The sequence below is a fragment of the Streptomyces sp. NPDC058796 genome (assembly GCF_042745235.1).
In the GTDB taxonomy this organism is placed as follows: domain Bacteria; phylum Actinomycetota; class Actinomycetes; order Streptomycetales; family Streptomycetaceae; genus Streptomyces.
This window is the reverse complement of sequence record NZ_JBHYOP010000011.1, coordinates 195236-212981: the sequence shown is the minus strand read 5'-3', so window position 1 is coordinate 212981 and position 17746 is coordinate 195236. Positions and strand designations below refer to the sequence as shown.

Below are 17746 nucleotides of genomic sequence, written 5' to 3'. Positions count from 1 at the left end.
GGGGGCCCGGTCGCCGGCCGTGCCGTTGCGCGGTCCCGAACAGGAGTGGAAGGCTGGGAGAAGGCACCGGCTCGGGGTGGCCCCGGGAACCGTGCGGTTCCGCGAGGGGTGACGCCTGTGCCCCGTGCAGCGGCGGCCCGCCGCGGACCACGGCGAGAAGGGCTTCGCCCCCACCCCCAGGAGGTACCCGTGAACAGCGTCGGTGGATGGGGAGACGACGTCTACCAGCCCGACGGGTCCGAGCAGCGCGAGGACACCGGGCTGCTCGACGGCGAGGACACCCTGGAGTACGACGGGGTGGACGATCCCCTCGATCGCGGCTGGTCCCCGCCCGAACGCCCCTGGGCGGTGGAACACACCGGGGTGACGGCCGCCGAACGCCACCGGGGCGAAACGCTGGAGCAGCGGCTCTCCGAGGAGCGGCCGGACGTGCTCCCGCCCGGCGGCGACGGGCTGGGCGATTCCGACGGCACCGACGGGGAACTGCTGGACAACGAGGTCGGCACGGATCGTTCCGGCCGGCTCGTGGCACCCGACGAGGGGACGCACGAGGACGAGGAGCCGGCCCTGGTCGCCACGGACGTGGGCATCGACGGTGCCGCCGCCTCCGCCGAGGAGGCCGCGATGCACGTCGTCGACGAGGGCTCGCTGCCCGGCTGACGTCACCCGCGACGGTGTGCCGCCGTCGCGTCCATCATCCGCGCCGCACCAGGAGCAGCCATGCAGCAGGACAAACACCCCGAGTACCGGCCCGTCGTCTTCCGGGACCGCAGCGCCGGATACGCCTTCCTCACCCGCTCCACCGCCACCAGCGACCAGACGATCGCGTGGGACGACGGCGAGACGTACCCGGTGGTGGACGTGGAGATCTCCTCCGAGAGCCACCCCTTCTACACGGGCAAGGCCCGGACGGTGGACTCCGAGGGGCGCGTCGCGCGCTTCGAGCGACGCTACGGCGGGGGCGAGGGACAAGGCTCCGGCGGGGCCGGCTGAACGGTCCCGACGACCGGCTCCGCGCCCCAGCGGCCGGGGCCGCCCATCGCTCAGATGAAGTTGAGCGCCGCCGCGCCGCCCACTCCGCCGAGCAGCATGAAGGCCGGCATCAGCACCTTCAGCTCGACCCAGCTGCCCGCCCGGAACCGCATGGCCTTCGGCGGGCCGATGGGGTACCAGCGCTTGCGGCCCACGGGTATCGGCCACAGTATGGGGCAGCCCGAGACGGTCAGCGCGTCCCCGATGTCGTGCACCAGCGCGCCGAGCACGATCGGCAGCCCCAGCCACAGGTACTCCTGGCCAGGTGCGGTGAACAGCCAGTCGGAGCCGCCGTCCGGCTTGTCCAGTATCCCGGCGAGGATCCACGCGCTGGTCCCTGCCAGCAGCCAGACCAGCACGTCGCTGCTGGAACCGCGGGTCGCCCGCCAGAGCAGGCCCTCGATGGCGAGCACCATGTGCACGAAGAGGATGGCCAGCACTGCCCAGCGGCCGCCGGTGATGGCCAGCACCGAGGTGCCCCCGCCGATCAGGACCGCCCACAGCCAGGTGTGGGTCAGCGTGCGGTGCCCGCCGGAGCGGCGTGGGTCGCCCTGCTTCTTCGTGGCCTTGTAGACGGCGTAGGACAGCTTGTCGACGATCTCGCACAGTCCTCGTGAGACCGGCCCGAAGGCCCGGGAGATGGTGGCCGCCTTGTGGTCGAGATCCGGGGCGAGCGCCGCTCCGGCACAGATCAGCGCTCCGGCGAGCAGGACCGGCCAGGGCATCGGGTGCCCCGCCGCGGCGGTCGCCGCTCCGACGCCGAGCCACGCCGCGGCGCCCGACAGTGAGTGTGCTGGTCCCATCATCGCCGCTGCCTGCCCCATTCCTCGTGTGCCGCTGTGGAGTTGTCCCGGTCCGCCGAAGGCTCGTCGGCGACCCAGCGTAGCGTTCGTGATCTTCATGCGGACAGCCGATTCCCCCATCGCGGCCGAGGCCAGGCAAGATGGGGGCGTGACCCTCATCGATCAGCTGCCGCGGACCGCCGACCCCGATGCCCTGTACGAAGCCTTCGAGGCGTGGTCCCAGGAACGCGGTCTCACGCTCTACCCCCATCAGGAGGAGGCGCTGATCGAGGTGGTTTCCGGGGCGAACGTGATCGTGTCGACGCCCACCGGCTCCGGCAAGAGCATGATCGCCGCCGGCGCCCACTTCGCCGCGCTGGCCCGTGACGAGGTGACCTTCTACACCGCGCCGATCAAGGCACTGGTGTCGGAGAAGTTCTTCGAGCTGTGCAAGCTCTTCGGCACCGAGAACGTGGGCATGCTGACCGGTGACGCCTCCGTGAACGCCGACGCGCCGGTCATCTGCTGCACCGCCGAGGTCCTGGCGTCGATCGCCCTGCGCGACGGCAAGCACGCGGACATCGGCCAGGTCGTCATGGACGAGTTCCACTTCTACGCGGAACCCGACCGCGGCTGGGCCTGGCAGATCCCCTTGCTGGAGCTGCCGCAGGCCCAGTTCGTGCTGATGTCGGCCACTCTCGGTGACGTCTCCTTCTTCGAGAAGGACCTCGCGCGCCGCACCGGCCGTCCCACGGCGGTGGTCCGCTCGGCAACCCGGCCCGTGCCGCTCTCCTACGAGTACCGCTACACGCCGCTCACCGAGACGCTCACCGATCTGCTCGAGGCCCGGCAGGCACCCGTCTACATCGTGCACTTCACGCAGGCGCAGGCCGTGGAGCGGGCCCAGGCGCTGATGAGCATCAACATGTGCTCGCGTGAGGAGAAGGACAAGATCGCCGAGCTGATCGGCAACTTCCGCTTCACCACCAAGTTCGGCCGCAACCTCTCCCGTTACGTCCGGCACGGCATCGGTGTCCACCACGCAGGCATGCTGCCCAAGTACCGGCGGCTGGTGGAGAAGCTCGCCCAAGCCGGTCTGCTGAAGGTGATCTGCGGTACGGACACGCTCGGCGTGGGCGTCAACGTACCCATCCGCACGGTCCTGTTCACGGCCCTGACGAAGTACGACGGCACCCGGGTGCGCACGCTGCGGGCCCGCGAGTTCCACCAGATCGCCGGCCGGGCCGGGCGGGCCGGCTTCGACACGGAGGGCTTCGTCGTCGCCCAGGCGCCCGAGCACGTCGTCGAGAACGAGAAGGCGCTCGCCAAGGCCGGTGACGACCCGAAGAAGCGGCGGAAGGTCGTCCGCAAGAAGGCGCCCGAGGGTTTCGTCGCCTGGTCGGAGAACACGTTCGAGAAGCTCATCGCTTCCGAGCCCGAGCCGCTGACCTCCCGTTTCCGGGTGACGCACACCATGCTGCTGTCCGTGATCGCCAGGCCCGGCAACGCCTTCGCGGCCATGCGGCACCTGCTGGAGGACAACCACGAGCCGCGCAAGCAGCAGCTGCGGCACATCCGCCGGGCGATCGCCATCTACCGGTCGCTGCTGGACGGCGGCATCGTCGAGAAGCTCGACGAGCCGGACGCCGAGGGACGCATCGTCCGTCTCACGGTGGACCTGCAGCAGGACTTCGCCCTGAACCAGCCGCTGTCCACCTTCGCCCTGGCCGCGTTCGAGCTGCTGGACCCGGAGTCGCCGTCGTACGCGCTGGACATGGTCTCCGTCGTGGAGTCCACGCTGGACGATCCACGCCAGATCCTTGCCGCCCAGCAGAACAAGGCGCGCGGCGAGGCCGTGGCCGCGATGAAGGCCGACGGCGTCGAGTACGAGGAGCGCATGGAGCGCCTCCAGGACATCACGTACCCGAAGCCCTTGGAGGAGCTGCTCTTCCACGCCTACGACACCTACCGCAGGAGCCACCCCTGGGTCGGTGACCACCCGCTGTCGCCGAAGTCGGTGATCCGGGACATGTACGAGCGGGCACTGACCTTCACGGAGCTGGTCTCCCACTACGAACTGGCCCGCACCGAAGGCATTGTGCTGCGCTACCTCGCGAGCGCCTTCAAGGCCCTCGACCACACGGTCCCCGACGACCTGAAGTCCGAGGACCTGCAGGATCTGATCGAGTGGCTCGGCGAGATGGTGCGCCAGGTCGACTCCAGCCTGCTGGACGAGTGGGAGCAGCTGGCCAACCCGGCGGAGATGACCGCGGAGGAGGCGCAGGAGAAGGCCGACCAGGTGCGGCCGGTCACCGCCAACGCGCGCGCCTTCCGCGTCCTGGTCCGCAACGCCATGTTCCGCCGGGTCGAGCTCGCCGCCCTCGACCAGGTCGAGGAACTCGGCGAGATGGACGGCGAAGCCGGCTGGAACGCCGACGCGTGGGGCGAGGCCATGGACGCGTACTGGGACGAGTACGACGACCTGGGCACCGGTCCCGACGCACGCGGCCCCAAGCTGCTGATCATCGAGGAGGAGCCGCAGAGCGGCCTGTGGCGCGTGCGGCAGATCTTCGACGACCCGAACGACGACCACGACTGGGGCATCAGCGCCGAGGTCGACCTCACGGCCTCCGACGCGGAGGGCCGGGCGGTCGTCCGCGTCACCGATGTCGGCCAGCTGTGAGCACAGGAGAATCCCACCCATGACGAATCCGGCCGAGAGCCTCGTCGCCCTGCTCGACCTGGAGCAGATCGAGGTCAACATCTTCCGCGGCCGCAGCCCCGAGGAGTCGCTGCAGCGGGTCTTCGGCGGCCAGGTGGCCGGCCAGGCGCTGGTCGCCGCCGGCCGCACCACGGAGGGCGACCGCCCGGTCCACTCGCTGCACGCGTACTTCCTGCGCCCGGGGCGCCCGGGCGTGCCGATCGTGTACCAGGTCGAACGGGACCGGGACGGACGGTCGTTCACGACCCGCCGGGTCACCGCGGTGCAGCAGGGCCGCACGATCTTCACGCTCACCGCCTCCTTTCACAAGCCTGAGCAGGGGAGTTTCGAGCACCAGCTGCCGCCGGCCCGCAAGGTCCCGGACCCCGAGTCCCTGCCCAAGGTCGCCGACGAGGTGCGAGAGCACCTGGGCGCGCTGCCCGAGCAGTTCGAGCGGATGGCCCGCCGTCAGCCCTTCGACATCCGCTATGTGGACCGGCTGCGCTGGAGTGCCGAGGACGTCGAGGACGCCGAGCCCCGCAGTGCCGTGTGGATGCGCGCGGTCGGGCCGCTCGGCGACGACCCGCTCGTGCACACCTGTGCCCTGACCTACGCCAGCGACATGACGCTGCTGGACGCGGTGCGCATCCCGGTGGAACCGCTGTGGGGCCCGCGGGGCTTCGACATGGCGTCGCTGGACCACGCCATGTGGTTCCACCGGCCGTTCCGCGCGGACGAGTGGTTCCTGTACGACCAGGAGTCACCGATCGCGACCGGCGGGCGGGGGCTGGCACGGGGCCGGATCTACGACAGGGAGGGGCGGATGCTGGTGTCCGTCGTCCAGGAAGGGCTGTTCCGGGCCCTGGAGTAGGCCGTCGGTCGGTCAGGGGTCTTTGCGCCACAGCCGGCCGAGCAGGCCGCGGAGCCGTCCGGCCTCCTCGCCCCCGCGCCGTGGCGCTTCCCGGCCGGGCGGTGACTGCGTGAAGGGAGAGGCCGGGCGTGGCGCGGGAAGGTGCCGCCGTGCCGCCTCCATCTCGCCCGCCAGGTTCGTGCGGAGCCAGTCGATCTCGTCGGGGTCGGCCGCGGTCATGATCTCTTCGGCGAGCGTCGCGGCCGGAGAGCCGGGTGATCCGTGGGCCGGCGGCTCCCGGCGCAGCCGGTTGAGCTGAGAACGCTCGTAGGGATCGCGGACGGCCTGCGACACCTCGACCGGGTCCAGCAGCGACGCGACCGCCGCTGCCCGGGCCCACGGGTCGCCGGCCTGGCGGAGGAGGAACCCCAGGTACCGTCCCCGCCAGTTGCGGGGGCGCAGGTCCAGGCCTTCCGTCAGTTGGTCGCGCAGTCCCTCGGGCGTGCGGCCCTTCAGCAGTGCGGCGTTGTGCGCGTCTTCCGCGAACCGCCGTAGCTCGTCGGCCAGATACAGCCAGACGACGGCACGGTACCGATTGACGTAGAAGCGCACGGGCACGAGGAGGCCCAGACGTGCGAGGCGGGTGAAGCGTGCCCTGGTCACGGTCATGAGGGCCGCGCCCTCCGTGGTCCCGACGGTCCGGACGCGGTCCCGCAGAGTCTGCGGGAAGCCCTCCGTCGCACGGACCCGCTCGATCTCTTCGCGGGCGACGCGCCGGCCGTTCCCCGCGTCGTCGCAGGCGCCGGGAACGGTGCGGATACGGCCGAGGTTCACGGCCAGGTCGAACTCGCTGCGTTTGAGGCAGAGTTCCCTCGCTGCGTGGCCGGGCGCGAGGGTGGTCCCGCGGGTCGTGCCGACGCGTCGGCCGCTGGTCGTGGGCTGGTGCGTGAGAGTGCTGCCGGACATGTTCGTCTCCCCCGTGGAGTGTGCGGCAGGGCGCCGGTCCGCGCCCGCCTGACACAGAACGGTAGCCGCTGCCGCGATCTCCGCGGGAGGCCTGTGGAAAACTCCGCAGCCGGCCTCACGGGAGGACGAAATGGCCAGGTCAGAGCTCTTTCGGTGATATCCGTCCCGGCTGTCGCGCATCGACGTCGAGATGCTCGCCCACCCGGTTCACGAGCAGCGTCATCTCGTAGGCGATCTGCCCGATGTCGGCCTCCGCGCCGCTGAGCACGCACAGGCAGCTGCCCGTGCCCGCGGCGGTCACGAACAGGACTGCGTCGTCGAACTCGACCATCGTCTGCCGTACCTGCCCCGCGCCGAAGTGGCGCCCCGACCCCTTGGCCAGACTGTGCAGTCCGGAGGATACGGCGGCCAGGTGCTCGGCGTCCTCGCGCCGCAGTCCCGTACTGGCTCCGGTCACCAGCCCGTCGTTGGACAGGACCAACGCGTGCCGGACGTCTTCGACGCGCTCGGTCAGGTCGTCCAGCAGCCAGCCGAGTCCCTGATTCTGCGCCATGATCCGATCTCCCCGTGTCGTCCCCGTGTGCGTGCGTCTCCCCCGTACCGGAGGATCTGCCCGCCAGCCTTCACCACGGCCGTGCTCCGGGCAAGGAGGATGTGGGCATGGCACAGAAGATGACCGATGAGGAATGGCGGGCGTTCGTCTCGGACGGCACCCGCACCGGCAAGCTCTCCACCGTCCGGGCGGACGGCAGCCCGCACGTGGCACCGGTCTGGTTCCTGCTCGACGGGGACGACGTGGTGTTCAACACCGGCAAGGAAACCGTGAAGGGACGCAATCTGGTCCGTGACGGCCGGGTCGCCCTGTGCGTGGACGACGACCGGCCCCCTTTCGACTTCGTCGTACTGCAGGGCCGCGCGCGGATCTCGGAGGACCTCGGCGAACTCCGGCACTGGGCCGCCCGCATCGGTGCCCGGTACATGGGCGAGGAACGTGCCGAGGAGTTCGGGGCCCGCAACGGAGTGCCGGGCGAGCTCCTCGTCCGCGTCACCGTCGACAAGGTCCTGGCCCAGAAGGCCGTGGCGGACTGAGACACCGCCGCACTGCGCGCGGGAGGACTGGGCCGCCTCCTCAGCGCACGGAGTCGAGCAGCCGGGCGGTGTGCATCCGCCCGGCGTACTCGACCAGCCGGATCAGCACCTCCTTCCCCGAGTCGCGGTCCCTGGCGTCGCACAGCACCACGGGCGTTCCCCGGTCCAGGTCGAGGGCGCGCAGGACGTCATGTGTCTCGTGGCGGCGCGCCCCCGTGAAGCAGTTGACGGCCACCACGAACGGGATGTGCCGGTGTTCGAAGTAGTCCACGGCCGGGAAGCAGTCCGCCAGGCGCCGGGTGTCCGCGAGGACGACGGCACCGAGCGCGCCCTGGGCCAGTTCGTCCCACAGGAACCAGAAGCGGTCCTGCCCCGGGGTGCCGAAGAGGTACAGGGACAGCCCGGACCGGATGGTGATGCGCCCGAAGTCCATGGCGACGGTGGTGGTGACCTTGCGGTCGAGGCCGTCGGTGTCGTCCACCAGCCGGCCCGCCTCGCTGAGCTGTTCCTCCGTGCGCAGCGGCCTGATCTCGCTGACCGCGCCCACCAGAGTCGTTTTGCCCACGCCGAATCCTCCGGCGACCAGGATCTTCAACGCCAGCGCCGTCGTGTCGCCGTCCGTGGCGTCGGGTTGCTCGGAGACCATCGATCACTTCTCCCGGTCGGTTCGGTCGTGCGCGGTTGTGCGGGTCATGGCTGTCGGCTCCTCTACAGTGCGCGGAGTCCGGCGATCACTTCGCGCAGAATCCGTTCGTCTGCCAAGTGCGCGGGCGGTGCGGGTCGGCTGACGGGCACACAGCCGAGTCCCACCAGGTCGCCGAGGAGCACGCGGACGACGCCCACGGGCAGGTCGGCGTCCGCGGCCAGTTCGGCGACCGACTGGGTCTCCGAGCGGCACAGGTGGACCAGAGTCCGGTGCTCTGGCCCGAGCACGGCCTTGTCGGAGCCCGGGGCGCCGGGGACGCGGGTGACGAGGGCGATCAGGTCGAAGCGTATGCCCGCCGGTCCGGGCCTCGTGCGTCCGCCGGTCATCGCGTAGGGGCGGACCAGGGGCCCGGCCTCGTTGTCGTACCACTGGCTGCCCGGCCGGTCCCGGCCGGTGCCCGTGGTGTGGTCGGTCATCGGTGCGGCCCTCTCCGGTCATCCGCGGCGGGCGGCCGCGCGGCGGACCGTGGCGCGGTGTGAAGGTGCTCACCGACGCGTCTGACCAGTCGTGCCATCTCATAGGCCACCAGACCGATGTCGGCGGTCACCGCGGTGAGGACGGCGAGACAGGAGCCGTCCCCGGCGGCGGCCACGAAGAGGAAGCCGTCATCCATCTCGACCATGGTCTGGCGTACGCCCCCGGCACCGAAATGCCGGCCCGCGCCCTTGGCCAGGCTGTGGAAACCGGAGGCGACCGCCGCGAGATGTTCCGCGTCCTCACGGCCGAGGTCCGTCGACGCGCCCACGGCGAGTCCGTCGTTCGACAGCACCACGGCGTGCCGTACTTCGTGCACGCACCCGACGAGGTCGTCCAGGAGCCAGTCGAGTTCGCGGGTCCGCCGGGCGCTCCCGGTGCCGGAGTCGTGGATCATGCGGGGTCTCCTTCGTCTCTGCTGCCGCCGGCCCGCGCGTCCGGCGGTGTCCGAGGGCCGGGGCGTCGGCCACCGCCGCGCGACCAGCCGTCGCGGTAGGCCGTCATGCGCTCCCGTACGAGTTCCGGGGTGCGCTCGTCGTGTGCGCGTGCGGAGGGCGGCGGCACGGGGACCGCCGGGCGTCCGTCGCGCAGTTGGGGAGCCAGGCTCGCCTGCCGCACGCGACGGGGGAGGTCGTCGGTCCGGTCCGCCGCCGCGGTCCCGGCGCCGTCGTCGGGCCGGCCCGTCGTGGGCGGTGGGCCTGGTCCGTCGGCGGTGACGGAGTCGTCAGGGGATCGGTGCAGTCCCAAGGGAGTGGCTCCTCGGGGCCGGCCCGGTGCCGAGCTCTCCGCCGTCGCCGGTGCGGAGACCGCCAGTGCCGGACGCCCGGCCGGTGCGGTGACGGGCTCCTGGTACGCGGCGGCGCCCGGTACGCGCGCGTACCCGGCGTCTTCCGGCCGTGAGGCCTCGTAGGCCGTTGTGGGCGGATGTTCCGGCGTTCCGCCGTGCAGGAGGGCGGTGGGCAGGAGGACGACGGCGGTGGTGCCGCCGTAGGGCGAGGTCTTGAGGTGGACCTTGATGTCGTGCCGGGCGGCGAGCCGGCTGACCACGAACAGGCCGAGCCGGTCGCTGTCGAACAGGTCGAGCGCCTCGGACCGGGCGATCCGGTGGTTGGCCTCGGCGAGGGTGTCCTTGCCCATGCCGAGCCCGCGGTCCTCGATCTCGACGGCGTAGCCGTTGCCCACGGGCTCACCGGTGACACGCACGCGCGTGTGGGGCGGCGAGAACTGGGCCGCGTTCTCGATCAGTTCGGCCACGAGGTGGGTCAGATCGGCGACCGCGACGCCGACGACCGACGCCTCGGGAAGGTGCCGTACCTCCACGCGCGCGTAGTCCTCGACCTCGGAGACGGCCGCGCGCACCACGTCCGTGAGGGAGACCGGCATGCGCCAGGCACGGCCCGGTGCGGCGCCGGAGAGGATGATCAGGCTCTCGGCGTGGCGCCGCATGCGGGTGGTCAGGTGGTCGAGGCGGAAGAGGTCGCTGAGCTCGTTCGGATCGTCGGAGCGGCGTTCCATGCTGTCCAGGAGGCTCAGCTGACGGTGAACGAGGATCTGGCTGCGGCGGGCGAGGTTGACGAAGACCCCGGAGATGCCGCTGGCGAGTTCGGCACGTTCGGCCGCGGCCCGCAGGGCGGCCCGGTGCACGGTGTCCAGTGCCTCGGCGACCTGACCGGCCTCGTCGTCGGCGGGCGGCCCCGGTGGCGTCTCGGGACCGATGTCGATCTCCTCGCCCGTGCGCAGTCTGCGCATGGCCTCGGGTAGTCGGTGGCGGGCGATCTCCAGGGCGCTGTTGCGCAGACCGACCAGTTCCACGACGAGGCCGCGGCCGATGCGTACGGAGATGACGAGCGACGCGGCGACGGCGAGGAGACCGAGGAGAACGGCGCCACCGGCCGGCGTGAGCACTCCGCGCGTGAACGGGTCGGCGCGGTCGGCGGCGCCTCGCCCGGCGTCCAGTTCGATCGCGTGCATACCGTCCCGCACGCGCGCGTGCGCCCCCTCCCAGGCGGCGGGTGGTGCCGCCGCCTCGACCGCCCGGTCCTCGGCGCCCGGGGCGAGCAGCTTGTCCTCGGCCGCCTCCAGCGTCGCGTAGGCGCTGGAGGCGGCGAGGTTCTGCCAGGCGACGCGTTCGGGGCCGCGCAGGTCGGCGGCGGAGGACTCGGTGAGGGTCCGTCGCCTGTCGACGGCGCCCGTGAACAGCCTCAGCCGTTCTCCGTCGAGGCCGTCGGCGAGGCGGGCGCCGGCCAGCAGCGCGTCTTCCTGGGCGAGCGCCTCGCCCGCGCGGGCGAACTCGACGAGCACGCGTGCGCCGGATCCCGGATCGGCGTCCTGGATGCCGCTCAGCGCGCCGCCCACGCGGAAGGCCGCCGAGATCGTCGTCGTGTACTGGCTGTAGGCGTCCGCCCAGTGCGCGCTGCGATCGAGGACGGCGGTGCGCAGCGGTCCGAGCCGTTCGGCTCCGGTGACGAACGCCTCGAGCCGCCGGGCCACCGAGGCGGGGAGCTCCCCGCTGTCGGCGACGGTGTGGCGGTCGCCGAGGCGCAGTTCCGCCACCGCGCGGTCGGTGCGTGCGGCGTGTGCCCTGTAGTCGTCGTCCGGGACCGCCGACGGGTCGGTGGCGCGGCGTACCGCCGCACGTCGCTCCTGCTGCAGGGCGGCGACGGCGGCGCTCACGGGGGCCCGGACCTCGGCGGCCACGCGCTGCGCCTGTCGTAGCCGTGAGATGTCCTGCGCCGTGGTGACGGTGGCGTACGCCCACAGGGTCAGCAGGGAGACGACGGGCACCATCAGCAGGCAGACGATCCTGGCGCGGACGGTGCGCGGGCGGATGCGTCTGCGCCACGCGCGTGTGCCGTCCGGGCGTTGTGCCGTGTCCGTGGGGTCCTCGTCCGTGGCCGGTGGCCCGGCGTGTGCCCGACGGCCGCGCAAGGGTGGCCGGGGCGGCGGCTCGGCACCGGGAGACGTTCGTGGTGTACGCATGGTTTCCTCGCTCGGAACGGAGTCGGGACGCCGCCACCGGGACCGTTGACGCCCGGGGCCGCCGCTACCGGGCGGTGCCACCGGCCGTGCTCCCGGCGGCGCTTTCGAGGGGCTGGCGCGCCGCCGCGGAGGCCTCGTGCTCTCCTGCCGTCGGTGAGAGCGCGACGAAGGCCGAGGTCAAAAAGAGGTAGGACCCGAGTCCGACGGCGAGGGGGAAGATGAACTGCATCGCCGTGGCCCCGGGCAGCGCTTCACCGGAAGGTGCGACCCGTACGCTCACCGCGAGCATGCCGGTGTAGTGCATGCTGCTCACGGCCGCTCCCATGGTCAGGGAGGCGATGGTGACAGAGAGGGCGGACTTGATGTTGAGCGCGGCCCACAGGGCCGCCGTGGCCGCGGCGACGGCGATGAGGACGGAGAGGCCGACCCGGACGGGGGCGTAGCTCACGTCACCGTGCAGGCGTACGGCGGCCATGCCCAGGTAGTGCATGCTGGCGACACCGAGCCCCGTGGTGAGTCCGCCGAGCAGGAGTGCTCGCAGGCGGTTTCGTCCGTAGCCGACCGCGAAGACGCCGGCACAGACGACGACCACGGCGACGAGCAGGCTCGTGAGCGTGAGCGGTACGTCGTAGCGGATGTCGGTGCCGCTGACGCGGAATCCGAGCATGGCGACGAAGTGCATCGTCCAGATGCCGGTGCCGATCGCCGAGGCCGCGGTGAGCAGCCAGTTGCGGCGCGTACGGCCGGTGGCAGCCAGGGCGCGCACGGTGCAGCGCAGCCCGAGGGCGGCGCCGGTACAGGCCATCGCGTACGACAGCACGGGGGTCAGCCAGCCCAGGGCGGCGTGGTCCAGGTGTCCCATGGCCCCGGGACGCTAGTCCCGGGGAGGGCACACCACGGGGGCGCGTTTCGAAAGGTGTTGCTATCTGACACAGAGAAGCGGTGGAACGATCGCATCACGCTCGAACGTGTGCACCCCGGCATCGTCCGTTCGATTGGGGGATCATGCGGAGCATGAGCGACGACCACACACACGTCCAGGAGTTCTTCGGCGTCCGCGCGGCCGACTGGGACAGCCGGTTCCCTGACGACGGCCCCGCCTACACGACCGCGGTGGCCGAGCTGGGTCTGCGCGAGGGGGACCGTGTGCTCGACGCGGGCTGCGGCACCGGACGTGCCCTGCCGCCGTTGCGCGCGGCCGTGGGCCCCTCGGGCCTCGTCGTCGGGGCCGATCTGACGCCCGCCATGCTGCAGGCCGCCGTACGGGCCGGGAGGGACCGCTTCGGACGGTTGCTGCTGACCGACGTCGCCGCGCTGCCCCTGCGGTCGCGGTCGCTCGACGCCGTGTTCGCCGCGGGTCTCATCGCGCACTTGCCCGATCCCGCCGGGAACCTGCGGGAGTTGGCGCGCGTCGTACGCCCCGGTGGTGTGCTGGCGCTGTTCCACCCGATCGGACGGGCGGCGCTGGCGGCCCGGCAGGGACGGCGGGTAGCCCCGGACGACCTGCGCGCCGAGTCCGGTCTCCGGCCGTTGCTGGCCGGCTCCGGGTGGCGCATGACGTCGTACGTGGACGAGGACGCCCGTTTCCTGGCCCTGGCCGTGCGGGAGAGCTGACCGCTCGGCTTCCCGGTGCGACGACCGCCGCGTACTCGTCGGGCCGGTCGAGCACGACGTTGTGCCCGGCACCCGGGACGGTCACCACGCGCACTCCGCGGCCGCCGGCTCCGCCCGGCCCTCCAGTCGCCGCTGAGTCCACCCTGCACGCGGGTCACCTCGCGTGCCGGACTCAGCCGGCCGCGGGAGACGATCGGCTCACTCCGCGGCTGACGTGTCGATGTGCCGGACCGGACAGCCCCGCACGCCCGGAACGGGGCGGGTACCCAGCTCCGCCAGCCGGTAGCCGTTCGGGTAGCCCTTGATCTCCCGGTTCTGCCGGGCGTGGTGCGGAGCGCGCCTCGGCGGCATCAGCCGGACCGTCCGCCCGCGCAGCCGCACCGCGCGGCGCACGATCGCGCGGACGGCGGGGCTCGGCGTGGGATAGCGGAAGGCCCGCAGGAGGGGTTCGTCGAGCAGGGCCAGGGTCCCGGTGCGCAGGAGCGGGGCGAGGGCGCCCGGGTACCAGGAGGCCATGAGGTCGAGTGTGGCGTCGGAGACCCGGCGCCCGCCCTCGTCCCAGGCGAAGTGGACGTCCTCGTAGGCGTCGAGGCAGCTTTCGAACTCTTCGTACGAGGCGGGGATGTCCTTGATGCCCATGTACCGGCCCAGCGTGCGGTAATGGACGGCCGAGGCGACGGTCTCGTGCCGCGACATCCTGCGCCACCCGTAGCTGTCGATCCAGCGCTTGGGGATCACGACGAACGTGCACAGGACGTAGCGCATGTCGTCGTTGGAGATGTCGTAGCTGCGGTGCATCTGGTTGATGCGCCGGATGGACGTGCGGCCCTGCTCGCTGCCGAAGCCGTGCTCGACGATGGCGTCGAGCAGCAGCGCGGTGTCGTCGTACCGCTTCTGCGTCCGGCCGGTGAACTCCGCCGTCTCGGCGAGCAGCCGGCCGATGCTCGGGACGGCGTAGGTGCGGTAGAGCGCCAGTTCCAGGGCGCGGGCGAAGTCCCAGGGGAATTCATAGGCCGAGGAGAGCCGGTAGATCTCCGAGGCGTCCTCGTACGGGTCCATCCGCCGGATCTGCTCCAGGCGCTCGAAACGCTTCACCGTGGCCTTCCCCTTCTGCCGTCGAGGCATCAACTCTACGTTGAACAACGGGATATGCACGATCAGCCAGGGAATCGGCAGGGGAGGGTGATCCGCTTGTTCGGGAAGATCCACGAGGCCTGGAGCAGATCTCGCGCCACTCGGCGCACGGTGGGGAAGGCGGGAGGGGAGCCGCGTTCGCACAACCTGTTCGAGGCCGCCGCCGCGTACGTCTCGGCGTGCGCGGAGGACGACCAGGAGATGATCGACGAGGCGACGGGCTGGGTGTCGCCGGAGGCACTGTCGTTCGGCGTGAACGAGCTGGCGTGCCGGGCCGTGCTGGCGCTCGCGCGGGACCGCGACGAGTCGCCCCGGGACGTGGCCCGGGCGCTGCTGGGGCTGCCCGCGACATGACGCGCGGGTGCGGGAGGAGTGGTCGATTCGCCCCCGTCCAGCCGGAAAACTGCAGCTCGGGTGCGTCTGGGAGTCGTGACAAGGGCTTCCCGGCCGCACTAGGGTGCGCGCCATTGGACGAACCGATGGGGAGGCTGGGATGGCCGGGACGGACGAGGACGCCGTCGCCGCCGCGGAGGATGCGCTCTACGTGCTCACGGCGGTGCTGCTGACGCCTGCGAAGTTCCCGAGTGTGCTGGGCGACGACTACGTGGAGGCGTGCGCGGCGCTCGGACTCCCGCCGCTGGCCGACGGCTACGGCCTGGTGCTCGGCCAGGACGGTGACGGCGCCCGGTGGACGGTCGTCATCGACGACGTCTCGCTGGTCGCCGTCGCCGTGGCGTCCTGGGACTGCGGCATGGAGTACGACCTGTCGCCGGACGAGCGTACGGTCGTCGCCGCGCTGCCCGGCTGGCCCCTCCCGGTCGCCGTGGCCGCCCCCGGAGTCCCCGCGCCGCACGATCCCGTCCCCGAGACCGCCGACCAGCCCGCACTGTCACCGCCGGACACCGCTGTCTGGGGGCCCGCGCAGCGGCGCATGGGGGCCGACGAGATCGCTGCGCAGTGGGCGCAGTGGCGGGAGCAGATCGACGACGCGGACTTCACCGCGCCCGCCGGAAGCGCCGTAGGGGCGGACGGCGGTCCGGAGGACGGGCCGGAGGCAGGAAGGGACACCGGCGCCGGCGAGGCCGAGCACGCTTCCGCTGACGAGGCCGAAGTCACGGGCCGGGACGGTGCCACGGACGGGGCCGGCACCGGGGCTTTCGGGCACAGCGGCGTCCGGCGGGTCCTGGCCGAGGCCCGCGCCTACATCGACACGCCGCCGCCGCTGGGCCGGGTGCGGTCGTCCTTCGCGTCGGGGGACGCGCGGACGCTGCGGGCCGACGGTCCAGGCTGGTCGCTGGTCGCCAGGACCGACGACATCGCCTTCGTCCTGCTCGACGAGGAGCCCGGTGAGGTCCTGCCCGTGGGCAGGGGCCCCTCGCTGCCCGGGCTCCTGGAAGCACTCGACCGGATGGCCGTACGGCCGAGCTGATCCGAGGACGGGAAACCGAGACGCGTTGCCGGCTGGCGTCGGGAAGGCCTACGTCCCCGACTGTTCTCGCCCCCCATGCCCGGCTCTCTTCACATGTGGCTCCAACCCATGGAAGAGGCCGGAGATGGCTCGCAGGATGGGGCAGCTCCGAGCTCAGCTCCGAGCTCCACTCCCCCTTCACGCCTGGAGGCCCCGATGCGTACGCTCCGCGGTGTTCCGTTCCTCGCCGCCGTTCTCACGGCGGTCTCGCTCACCGGGCCGGCGCCCGCCGCCGGGGCGGCCGACGGCAGCGGGCACTGCGCCCGCCAGGAGCGCGTGCGGGTGCCGGGAGCGGCCCTGCAGCGCACCGCCTGCCTCGACGATCTGACGACGACCGGTCTCGCGGGCACCCCGTACACCGACATGTCCGACCAGGCCGGTCTGACCGCCAGTGGTACCAGAACGCCGTCCGGAGTCCCCGGCATCCAGGTCGACGGGTACTTCCCGGACTCCTCCCGCTTCAACACCACGCACGGCTGGCGGCACGACTCGCAGTTCGTGATCCGGCTGCCGGACCGCTGGAACGGCGGTCTCGTGGTGACCGGGGCGCCGGGCACGCGCAAGCAGTACGCCACGGACAAGGCGATCTCCGACCGGGTCCTGGCCCAGGGGTACGCGTACGCCGCGACCGACAAGGGCAACAGTGGAACGGACTTCTACCGGGACGGCGCCCGGCCCGGGGACGCGGTCGCGGAGTGGAACACGCGGACCACGCAGCTGACCCGGGCCGCCCGCCGGGTGGCGGCCAAGCGCTACGGACACGCGCCGCGACGCACCTACGTCGTCGGCATCTCCAACGGCGGCTACCTCACGAGGTGGCAGCTGGAGAACCACCCGGAGCTGTACGACGGCGGTGTGGACTGGGAGGGCGCGCTGTGGACCGCGAACGGCCCGAGTCTGCTCACGTCCCTGCCGGTCACAGTCGCCCGGACGTTCGGCGCGGCACGGGACGAGGAGTTGTACGCGGCGGGATTCGCGCGTGGCAGCGAGTTCCTGTGGCCGTATCACGAGAAGGCCTACTGGGGTCTGACTCAGAAGATCTACCGGGCCGAGTTCGACCCGGACTACGATCCCCGCTGTCCGGGCCCCACCGCCGGGTCGACGCCGCAGGAAATCCTGGCGCCGTGCCCCTCCGACGCGGCGTACGACTACGCGCAGCGCCCTGCCGCCGTCCACCGGGCGGTGGCCCGGGTGGCACTGACCGGACGCATCGGCAAGCCGCTGATCACCCTGCACGGCGATCTGGACGCGCTGTTGCCCAAGGCCGCCGACTCGGACGTGTACACACGCATGGTCGACGCGAGCGGGCGGGGCAGCCTGCACCGCTACTACACGATCACGGGCGGAACACATGTCGACGGGCTGTACGACACGTACCCCGACCGTCTGCGGCCGGTCCTGCCGTGCTTCCGTTCGGCCTTCGACGCGCTGACCGCCTGGGTGGAGCAGGGCACCGCACCGCCCGCGGACCACACGGTCGGCGGGCCCGCGGGCGGTGATGTGGTCAACTCCTGCGCCCTGGGCGGGACCGTGGCGGCGCGGCGCCTCAGCGCCCTATCTCCCCCCGCGTGACGCGGCGCAGCCTGCGCCGCTGCGAGGGGTCCAGGGTGAGATACGCGGCGGCCGGGACTCCCAGAACTATCAGCAGGGCGGCCCACCAGGGCAGCCAGATCAGCAGGATGAGCCCGACCGCCACACCCCCCGCTGCGACCTTGGCGTTCTTCGACATGGTCTCGCCTCCTTCGCGGCCACTGCCGCTCTCTGTTCTGAAAACGGGCCCGCGCTTCCTGCGGTTCCGTACCGCGACCCTGAGACATCCCTGAGACCGAGCCCTGACGCGCCCCCGAGAACCCTTCGGCGCCTCCGCCCGGAGCACACCTTCTCACGTAAAGAGTGACTCAAGACACATGGAGGCGGCACCTCGACGGCGCACTCCACTTCGAATCATAGT

At 71.9% G+C, this 17746-nt stretch carries 19 protein-coding genes; 9 read left to right on the top strand and 10 right to left on the bottom strand.

Going from position 1 to position 17746, the window contains the following annotated elements; all coding sequences use genetic code 11:
• Positions 1–189: 189 nt before the first annotated feature.
• Complete coding sequence (locus ACFW47_RS27150) at positions 190–660, top strand: DUF5709 domain-containing protein (protein ID WP_386285299.1); 471 nt, start codon at positions 190–192, stop codon at positions 658–660.
• Between the two features lie 60 nt (positions 661–720).
• Positions 721–993 (top strand): type B 50S ribosomal protein L31, encoded by a 273-nt coding sequence (locus ACFW47_RS27145; RefSeq protein ID WP_386307420.1) that lies wholly within the window; start codon positions 721–723, stop codon positions 991–993.
• A 50-nt stretch (positions 994–1043) separates the two neighbouring features.
• On the opposite strand, the gene ACFW47_RS27140 is transcribed toward ACFW47_RS27145, so the two are convergent.
• A complete protein-coding gene (locus ACFW47_RS27140) occupies positions 1044–1838 on the bottom strand; it encodes a metal-dependent hydrolase (protein WP_217250276.1) in 795 nt (264 codons plus the stop codon).
• A gap of 145 nt (positions 1839–1983) precedes the next feature.
• Between ACFW47_RS27140 and ACFW47_RS27135 the strand changes: the two genes are divergently transcribed.
• Together ACFW47_RS27135 and ACFW47_RS27130 are read left to right on the top strand one after the other, a co-directional pair.
• Positions 1984–4497: a DEAD/DEAH box helicase gene (locus ACFW47_RS27135; RefSeq protein ID WP_386307419.1), complete on the top strand. Its 2514-nt coding sequence runs from the start codon at positions 1984–1986 to the stop codon at positions 4495–4497.
• Between the two features lie 19 nt (positions 4498–4516).
• On the top strand, positions 4517–5386 hold the full coding sequence (locus ACFW47_RS27130) for an acyl-CoA thioesterase (protein WP_386307417.1): 870 nt from the start codon (positions 4517–4519) through the stop codon (positions 5384–5386).
• Positions 5387–5398: 12 nt separating this feature from the next.
• Here the strand turns inward: ACFW47_RS27130 and ACFW47_RS27125 are convergent, their stop codons facing one another.
• Both ACFW47_RS27125 and ACFW47_RS27120 read right to left on the bottom strand, forming a co-directional pair.
• Complete coding sequence (locus ACFW47_RS27125) at positions 5399–6331, bottom strand: DUF6397 family protein (RefSeq protein WP_386285311.1); 933 nt, start codon at positions 6329–6331, stop codon at positions 5399–5401.
• 139 nt (positions 6332–6470) lie between these two features.
• On the bottom strand, positions 6471–6884 hold the full coding sequence (locus ACFW47_RS27120) for a roadblock/LC7 domain-containing protein (protein ID WP_386285313.1): 414 nt from the start codon (positions 6882–6884) through the stop codon (positions 6471–6473).
• A 107-nt stretch (positions 6885–6991) separates the two neighbouring features.
• On the opposite strand from ACFW47_RS27120, the gene ACFW47_RS27115 reads away from it, so the two are divergent.
• A complete protein-coding gene (locus ACFW47_RS27115) occupies positions 6992–7420 on the top strand; it encodes a PPOX class F420-dependent oxidoreductase (protein ID WP_386285315.1) in 429 nt (142 codons plus the stop codon).
• Positions 7421–7460: 40 nt separating this feature from the next.
• Here ACFW47_RS27115 and ACFW47_RS27110 read toward each other — a convergent pair whose 3' ends face one another.
• The 5 genes from ACFW47_RS27110 to ACFW47_RS27090 form a co-directional block, all read right to left on the bottom strand.
• On the bottom strand, positions 7461–8066 hold the full coding sequence (locus ACFW47_RS27110; protein WP_386285317.1) for an ATP/GTP-binding protein: 606 nt from the start codon (positions 8064–8066) through the stop codon (positions 7461–7463).
• 62 nt (positions 8067–8128) lie between these two features.
• A complete protein-coding gene (locus tag ACFW47_RS27105) occupies positions 8129–8542 on the bottom strand; it encodes a DUF742 domain-containing protein (protein ID WP_386307415.1) in 414 nt (137 codons plus the stop codon).
• Positions 8539–8997: a roadblock/LC7 domain-containing protein gene (locus ACFW47_RS27100; RefSeq protein ID WP_386307414.1), complete on the bottom strand. Its 459-nt coding sequence runs from the start codon at positions 8995–8997 to the stop codon at positions 8539–8541. The genes ACFW47_RS27105 and ACFW47_RS27100 overlap by 4 nt, the downstream gene beginning before the upstream one ends.
• Positions 8994–11579, bottom strand: a complete 2586-nt coding sequence (locus tag ACFW47_RS27095; RefSeq protein WP_386307413.1) for a nitrate- and nitrite sensing domain-containing protein — start codon at positions 11577–11579, stop codon at positions 8994–8996. Before ACFW47_RS27095 ends, ACFW47_RS27100 begins: the two co-directional genes overlap by 4 nt.
• Positions 11580–11643: 64 nt before the next feature.
• Positions 11644–12441, bottom strand: a complete 798-nt coding sequence (locus ACFW47_RS27090; protein WP_386307412.1) for an MHYT domain-containing protein — start codon at positions 12439–12441, stop codon at positions 11644–11646.
• A 152-nt stretch (positions 12442–12593) separates the two neighbouring features.
• On the opposite strand from ACFW47_RS27090, the gene ACFW47_RS27085 reads away from it, so the two are divergent.
• The gene (locus ACFW47_RS27085; RefSeq protein WP_386307411.1) at positions 12594–13193 is read left to right on the top strand and encodes a class I SAM-dependent methyltransferase; all 600 of its coding nucleotides are present in this window, start codon (positions 12594–12596) and stop codon (positions 13191–13193) included.
• Positions 13194–13391: 198 nt separating this feature from the next.
• On the opposite strand, the gene ACFW47_RS27080 is transcribed toward ACFW47_RS27085, so the two are convergent.
• Entirely contained in the window at positions 13392–14318 is a 927-nt protein-coding gene (locus ACFW47_RS27080) for an oxygenase MpaB family protein (RefSeq protein ID WP_386307410.1), read from the bottom strand.
• A 24-nt stretch (positions 14319–14342) separates the two neighbouring features.
• Between ACFW47_RS27080 and ACFW47_RS27075 the strand changes: the two genes are divergently transcribed.
• The 3 genes from ACFW47_RS27075 (at position 14343) to ACFW47_RS27065 (ending at position 17367) form a co-directional block, all read left to right on the top strand.
• Positions 14343–14681 carry a hypothetical protein gene (locus tag ACFW47_RS27075; protein WP_386285333.1) on the top strand — a complete coding sequence of 113 codons (339 nt, stop codon included), beginning with the start codon at positions 14343–14345 and terminating at the stop codon, positions 14679–14681.
• Between the two features lie 139 nt (positions 14682–14820).
• On the top strand, positions 14821–15756 hold the full coding sequence (locus tag ACFW47_RS27070) for a hypothetical protein (protein WP_386285335.1): 936 nt from the start codon (positions 14821–14823) through the stop codon (positions 15754–15756).
• Positions 15757–15951: 195 nt separating this feature from the next.
• Positions 15952–17367, top strand: a complete 1416-nt coding sequence (locus ACFW47_RS27065; RefSeq protein WP_386285337.1) for a tannase/feruloyl esterase family alpha/beta hydrolase — start codon at positions 15952–15954, stop codon at positions 17365–17367.
• On the opposite strand, the gene ACFW47_RS27060 is transcribed toward ACFW47_RS27065, so the two are convergent.
• A complete protein-coding gene (locus tag ACFW47_RS27060; protein ID WP_386285339.1) occupies positions 17342–17524 on the bottom strand; it encodes a hypothetical protein in 183 nt (60 codons plus the stop codon). The genes ACFW47_RS27065 and ACFW47_RS27060 overlap by 26 nt on opposite strands.
• Positions 17525–17746: the final 222 nt, after the last annotated feature.

What these genes read in the sequence shown, in the direction of transcription:
- ACFW47_RS27140 (WP_217250276.1), bottom strand. Translation starts at nt 1,838, where the DNA reads ATGATGGGACCAGCACACTCACTGTCGGGCGCCGCGGCGTGGCTCGGC.
- ACFW47_RS27125 (WP_386285311.1), bottom strand. Translation starts at nt 6,331, where the DNA reads ATGTCCGGCAGCACTCTCACGCACCAGCCCACGACCAGCGGCCGACGC.
- ACFW47_RS27065 (WP_386285337.1), top strand. Translation starts at nt 15,952, where the DNA reads ATGCGTACGCTCCGCGGTGTTCCGTTCCTCGCCGCCGTTCTCACGGCG.
- ACFW47_RS27105 (WP_386307415.1), bottom strand. Translation starts at nt 8,542, where the DNA reads ATGACCGACCACACCACGGGCACCGGCCGGGACCGGCCGGGCAGCCAG.
- ACFW47_RS27115 (WP_386285315.1), top strand. Translation starts at nt 6,992, where the DNA reads ATGGCACAGAAGATGACCGATGAGGAATGGCGGGCGTTCGTCTCGGAC.
- ACFW47_RS27100 (WP_386307414.1), bottom strand. Translation starts at nt 8,997, where the DNA reads ATGATCCACGACTCCGGCACCGGGAGCGCCCGGCGGACCCGCGAACTC.
- ACFW47_RS27085 (WP_386307411.1), top strand. Translation starts at nt 12,594, where the DNA reads ATGAGCGACGACCACACACACGTCCAGGAGTTCTTCGGCGTCCGCGCG.
- ACFW47_RS27110 (WP_386285317.1), bottom strand. Translation starts at nt 8,066, where the DNA reads ATGGTCTCCGAGCAACCCGACGCCACGGACGGCGACACGACGGCGCTG.
- ACFW47_RS27075 (WP_386285333.1), top strand. Translation starts at nt 14,343, where the DNA reads ATGCACGATCAGCCAGGGAATCGGCAGGGGAGGGTGATCCGCTTGTTC.
- ACFW47_RS27070 (WP_386285335.1), top strand. Translation starts at nt 14,821, where the DNA reads ATGGCCGGGACGGACGAGGACGCCGTCGCCGCCGCGGAGGATGCGCTC.
- ACFW47_RS27095 (WP_386307413.1), bottom strand. Translation starts at nt 11,579, where the DNA reads ATGCGTACACCACGAACGTCTCCCGGTGCCGAGCCGCCGCCCCGGCCA.
- ACFW47_RS27145 (WP_386307420.1), top strand. Translation starts at nt 721, where the DNA reads ATGCAGCAGGACAAACACCCCGAGTACCGGCCCGTCGTCTTCCGGGAC.
- ACFW47_RS27060 (WP_386285339.1), bottom strand. Translation starts at nt 17,524, where the DNA reads ATGTCGAAGAACGCCAAGGTCGCAGCGGGGGGTGTGGCGGTCGGGCTC.
- ACFW47_RS27120 (WP_386285313.1), bottom strand. Translation starts at nt 6,884, where the DNA reads ATGGCGCAGAATCAGGGACTCGGCTGGCTGCTGGACGACCTGACCGAG.
- ACFW47_RS27090 (WP_386307412.1), bottom strand. Translation starts at nt 12,441, where the DNA reads ATGGGACACCTGGACCACGCCGCCCTGGGCTGGCTGACCCCCGTGCTG.
- ACFW47_RS27130 (WP_386307417.1), top strand. Translation starts at nt 4,517, where the DNA reads ATGACGAATCCGGCCGAGAGCCTCGTCGCCCTGCTCGACCTGGAGCAG.
- ACFW47_RS27080 (WP_386307410.1), bottom strand. Translation starts at nt 14,318, where the DNA reads ATGCCTCGACGGCAGAAGGGGAAGGCCACGGTGAAGCGTTTCGAGCGC.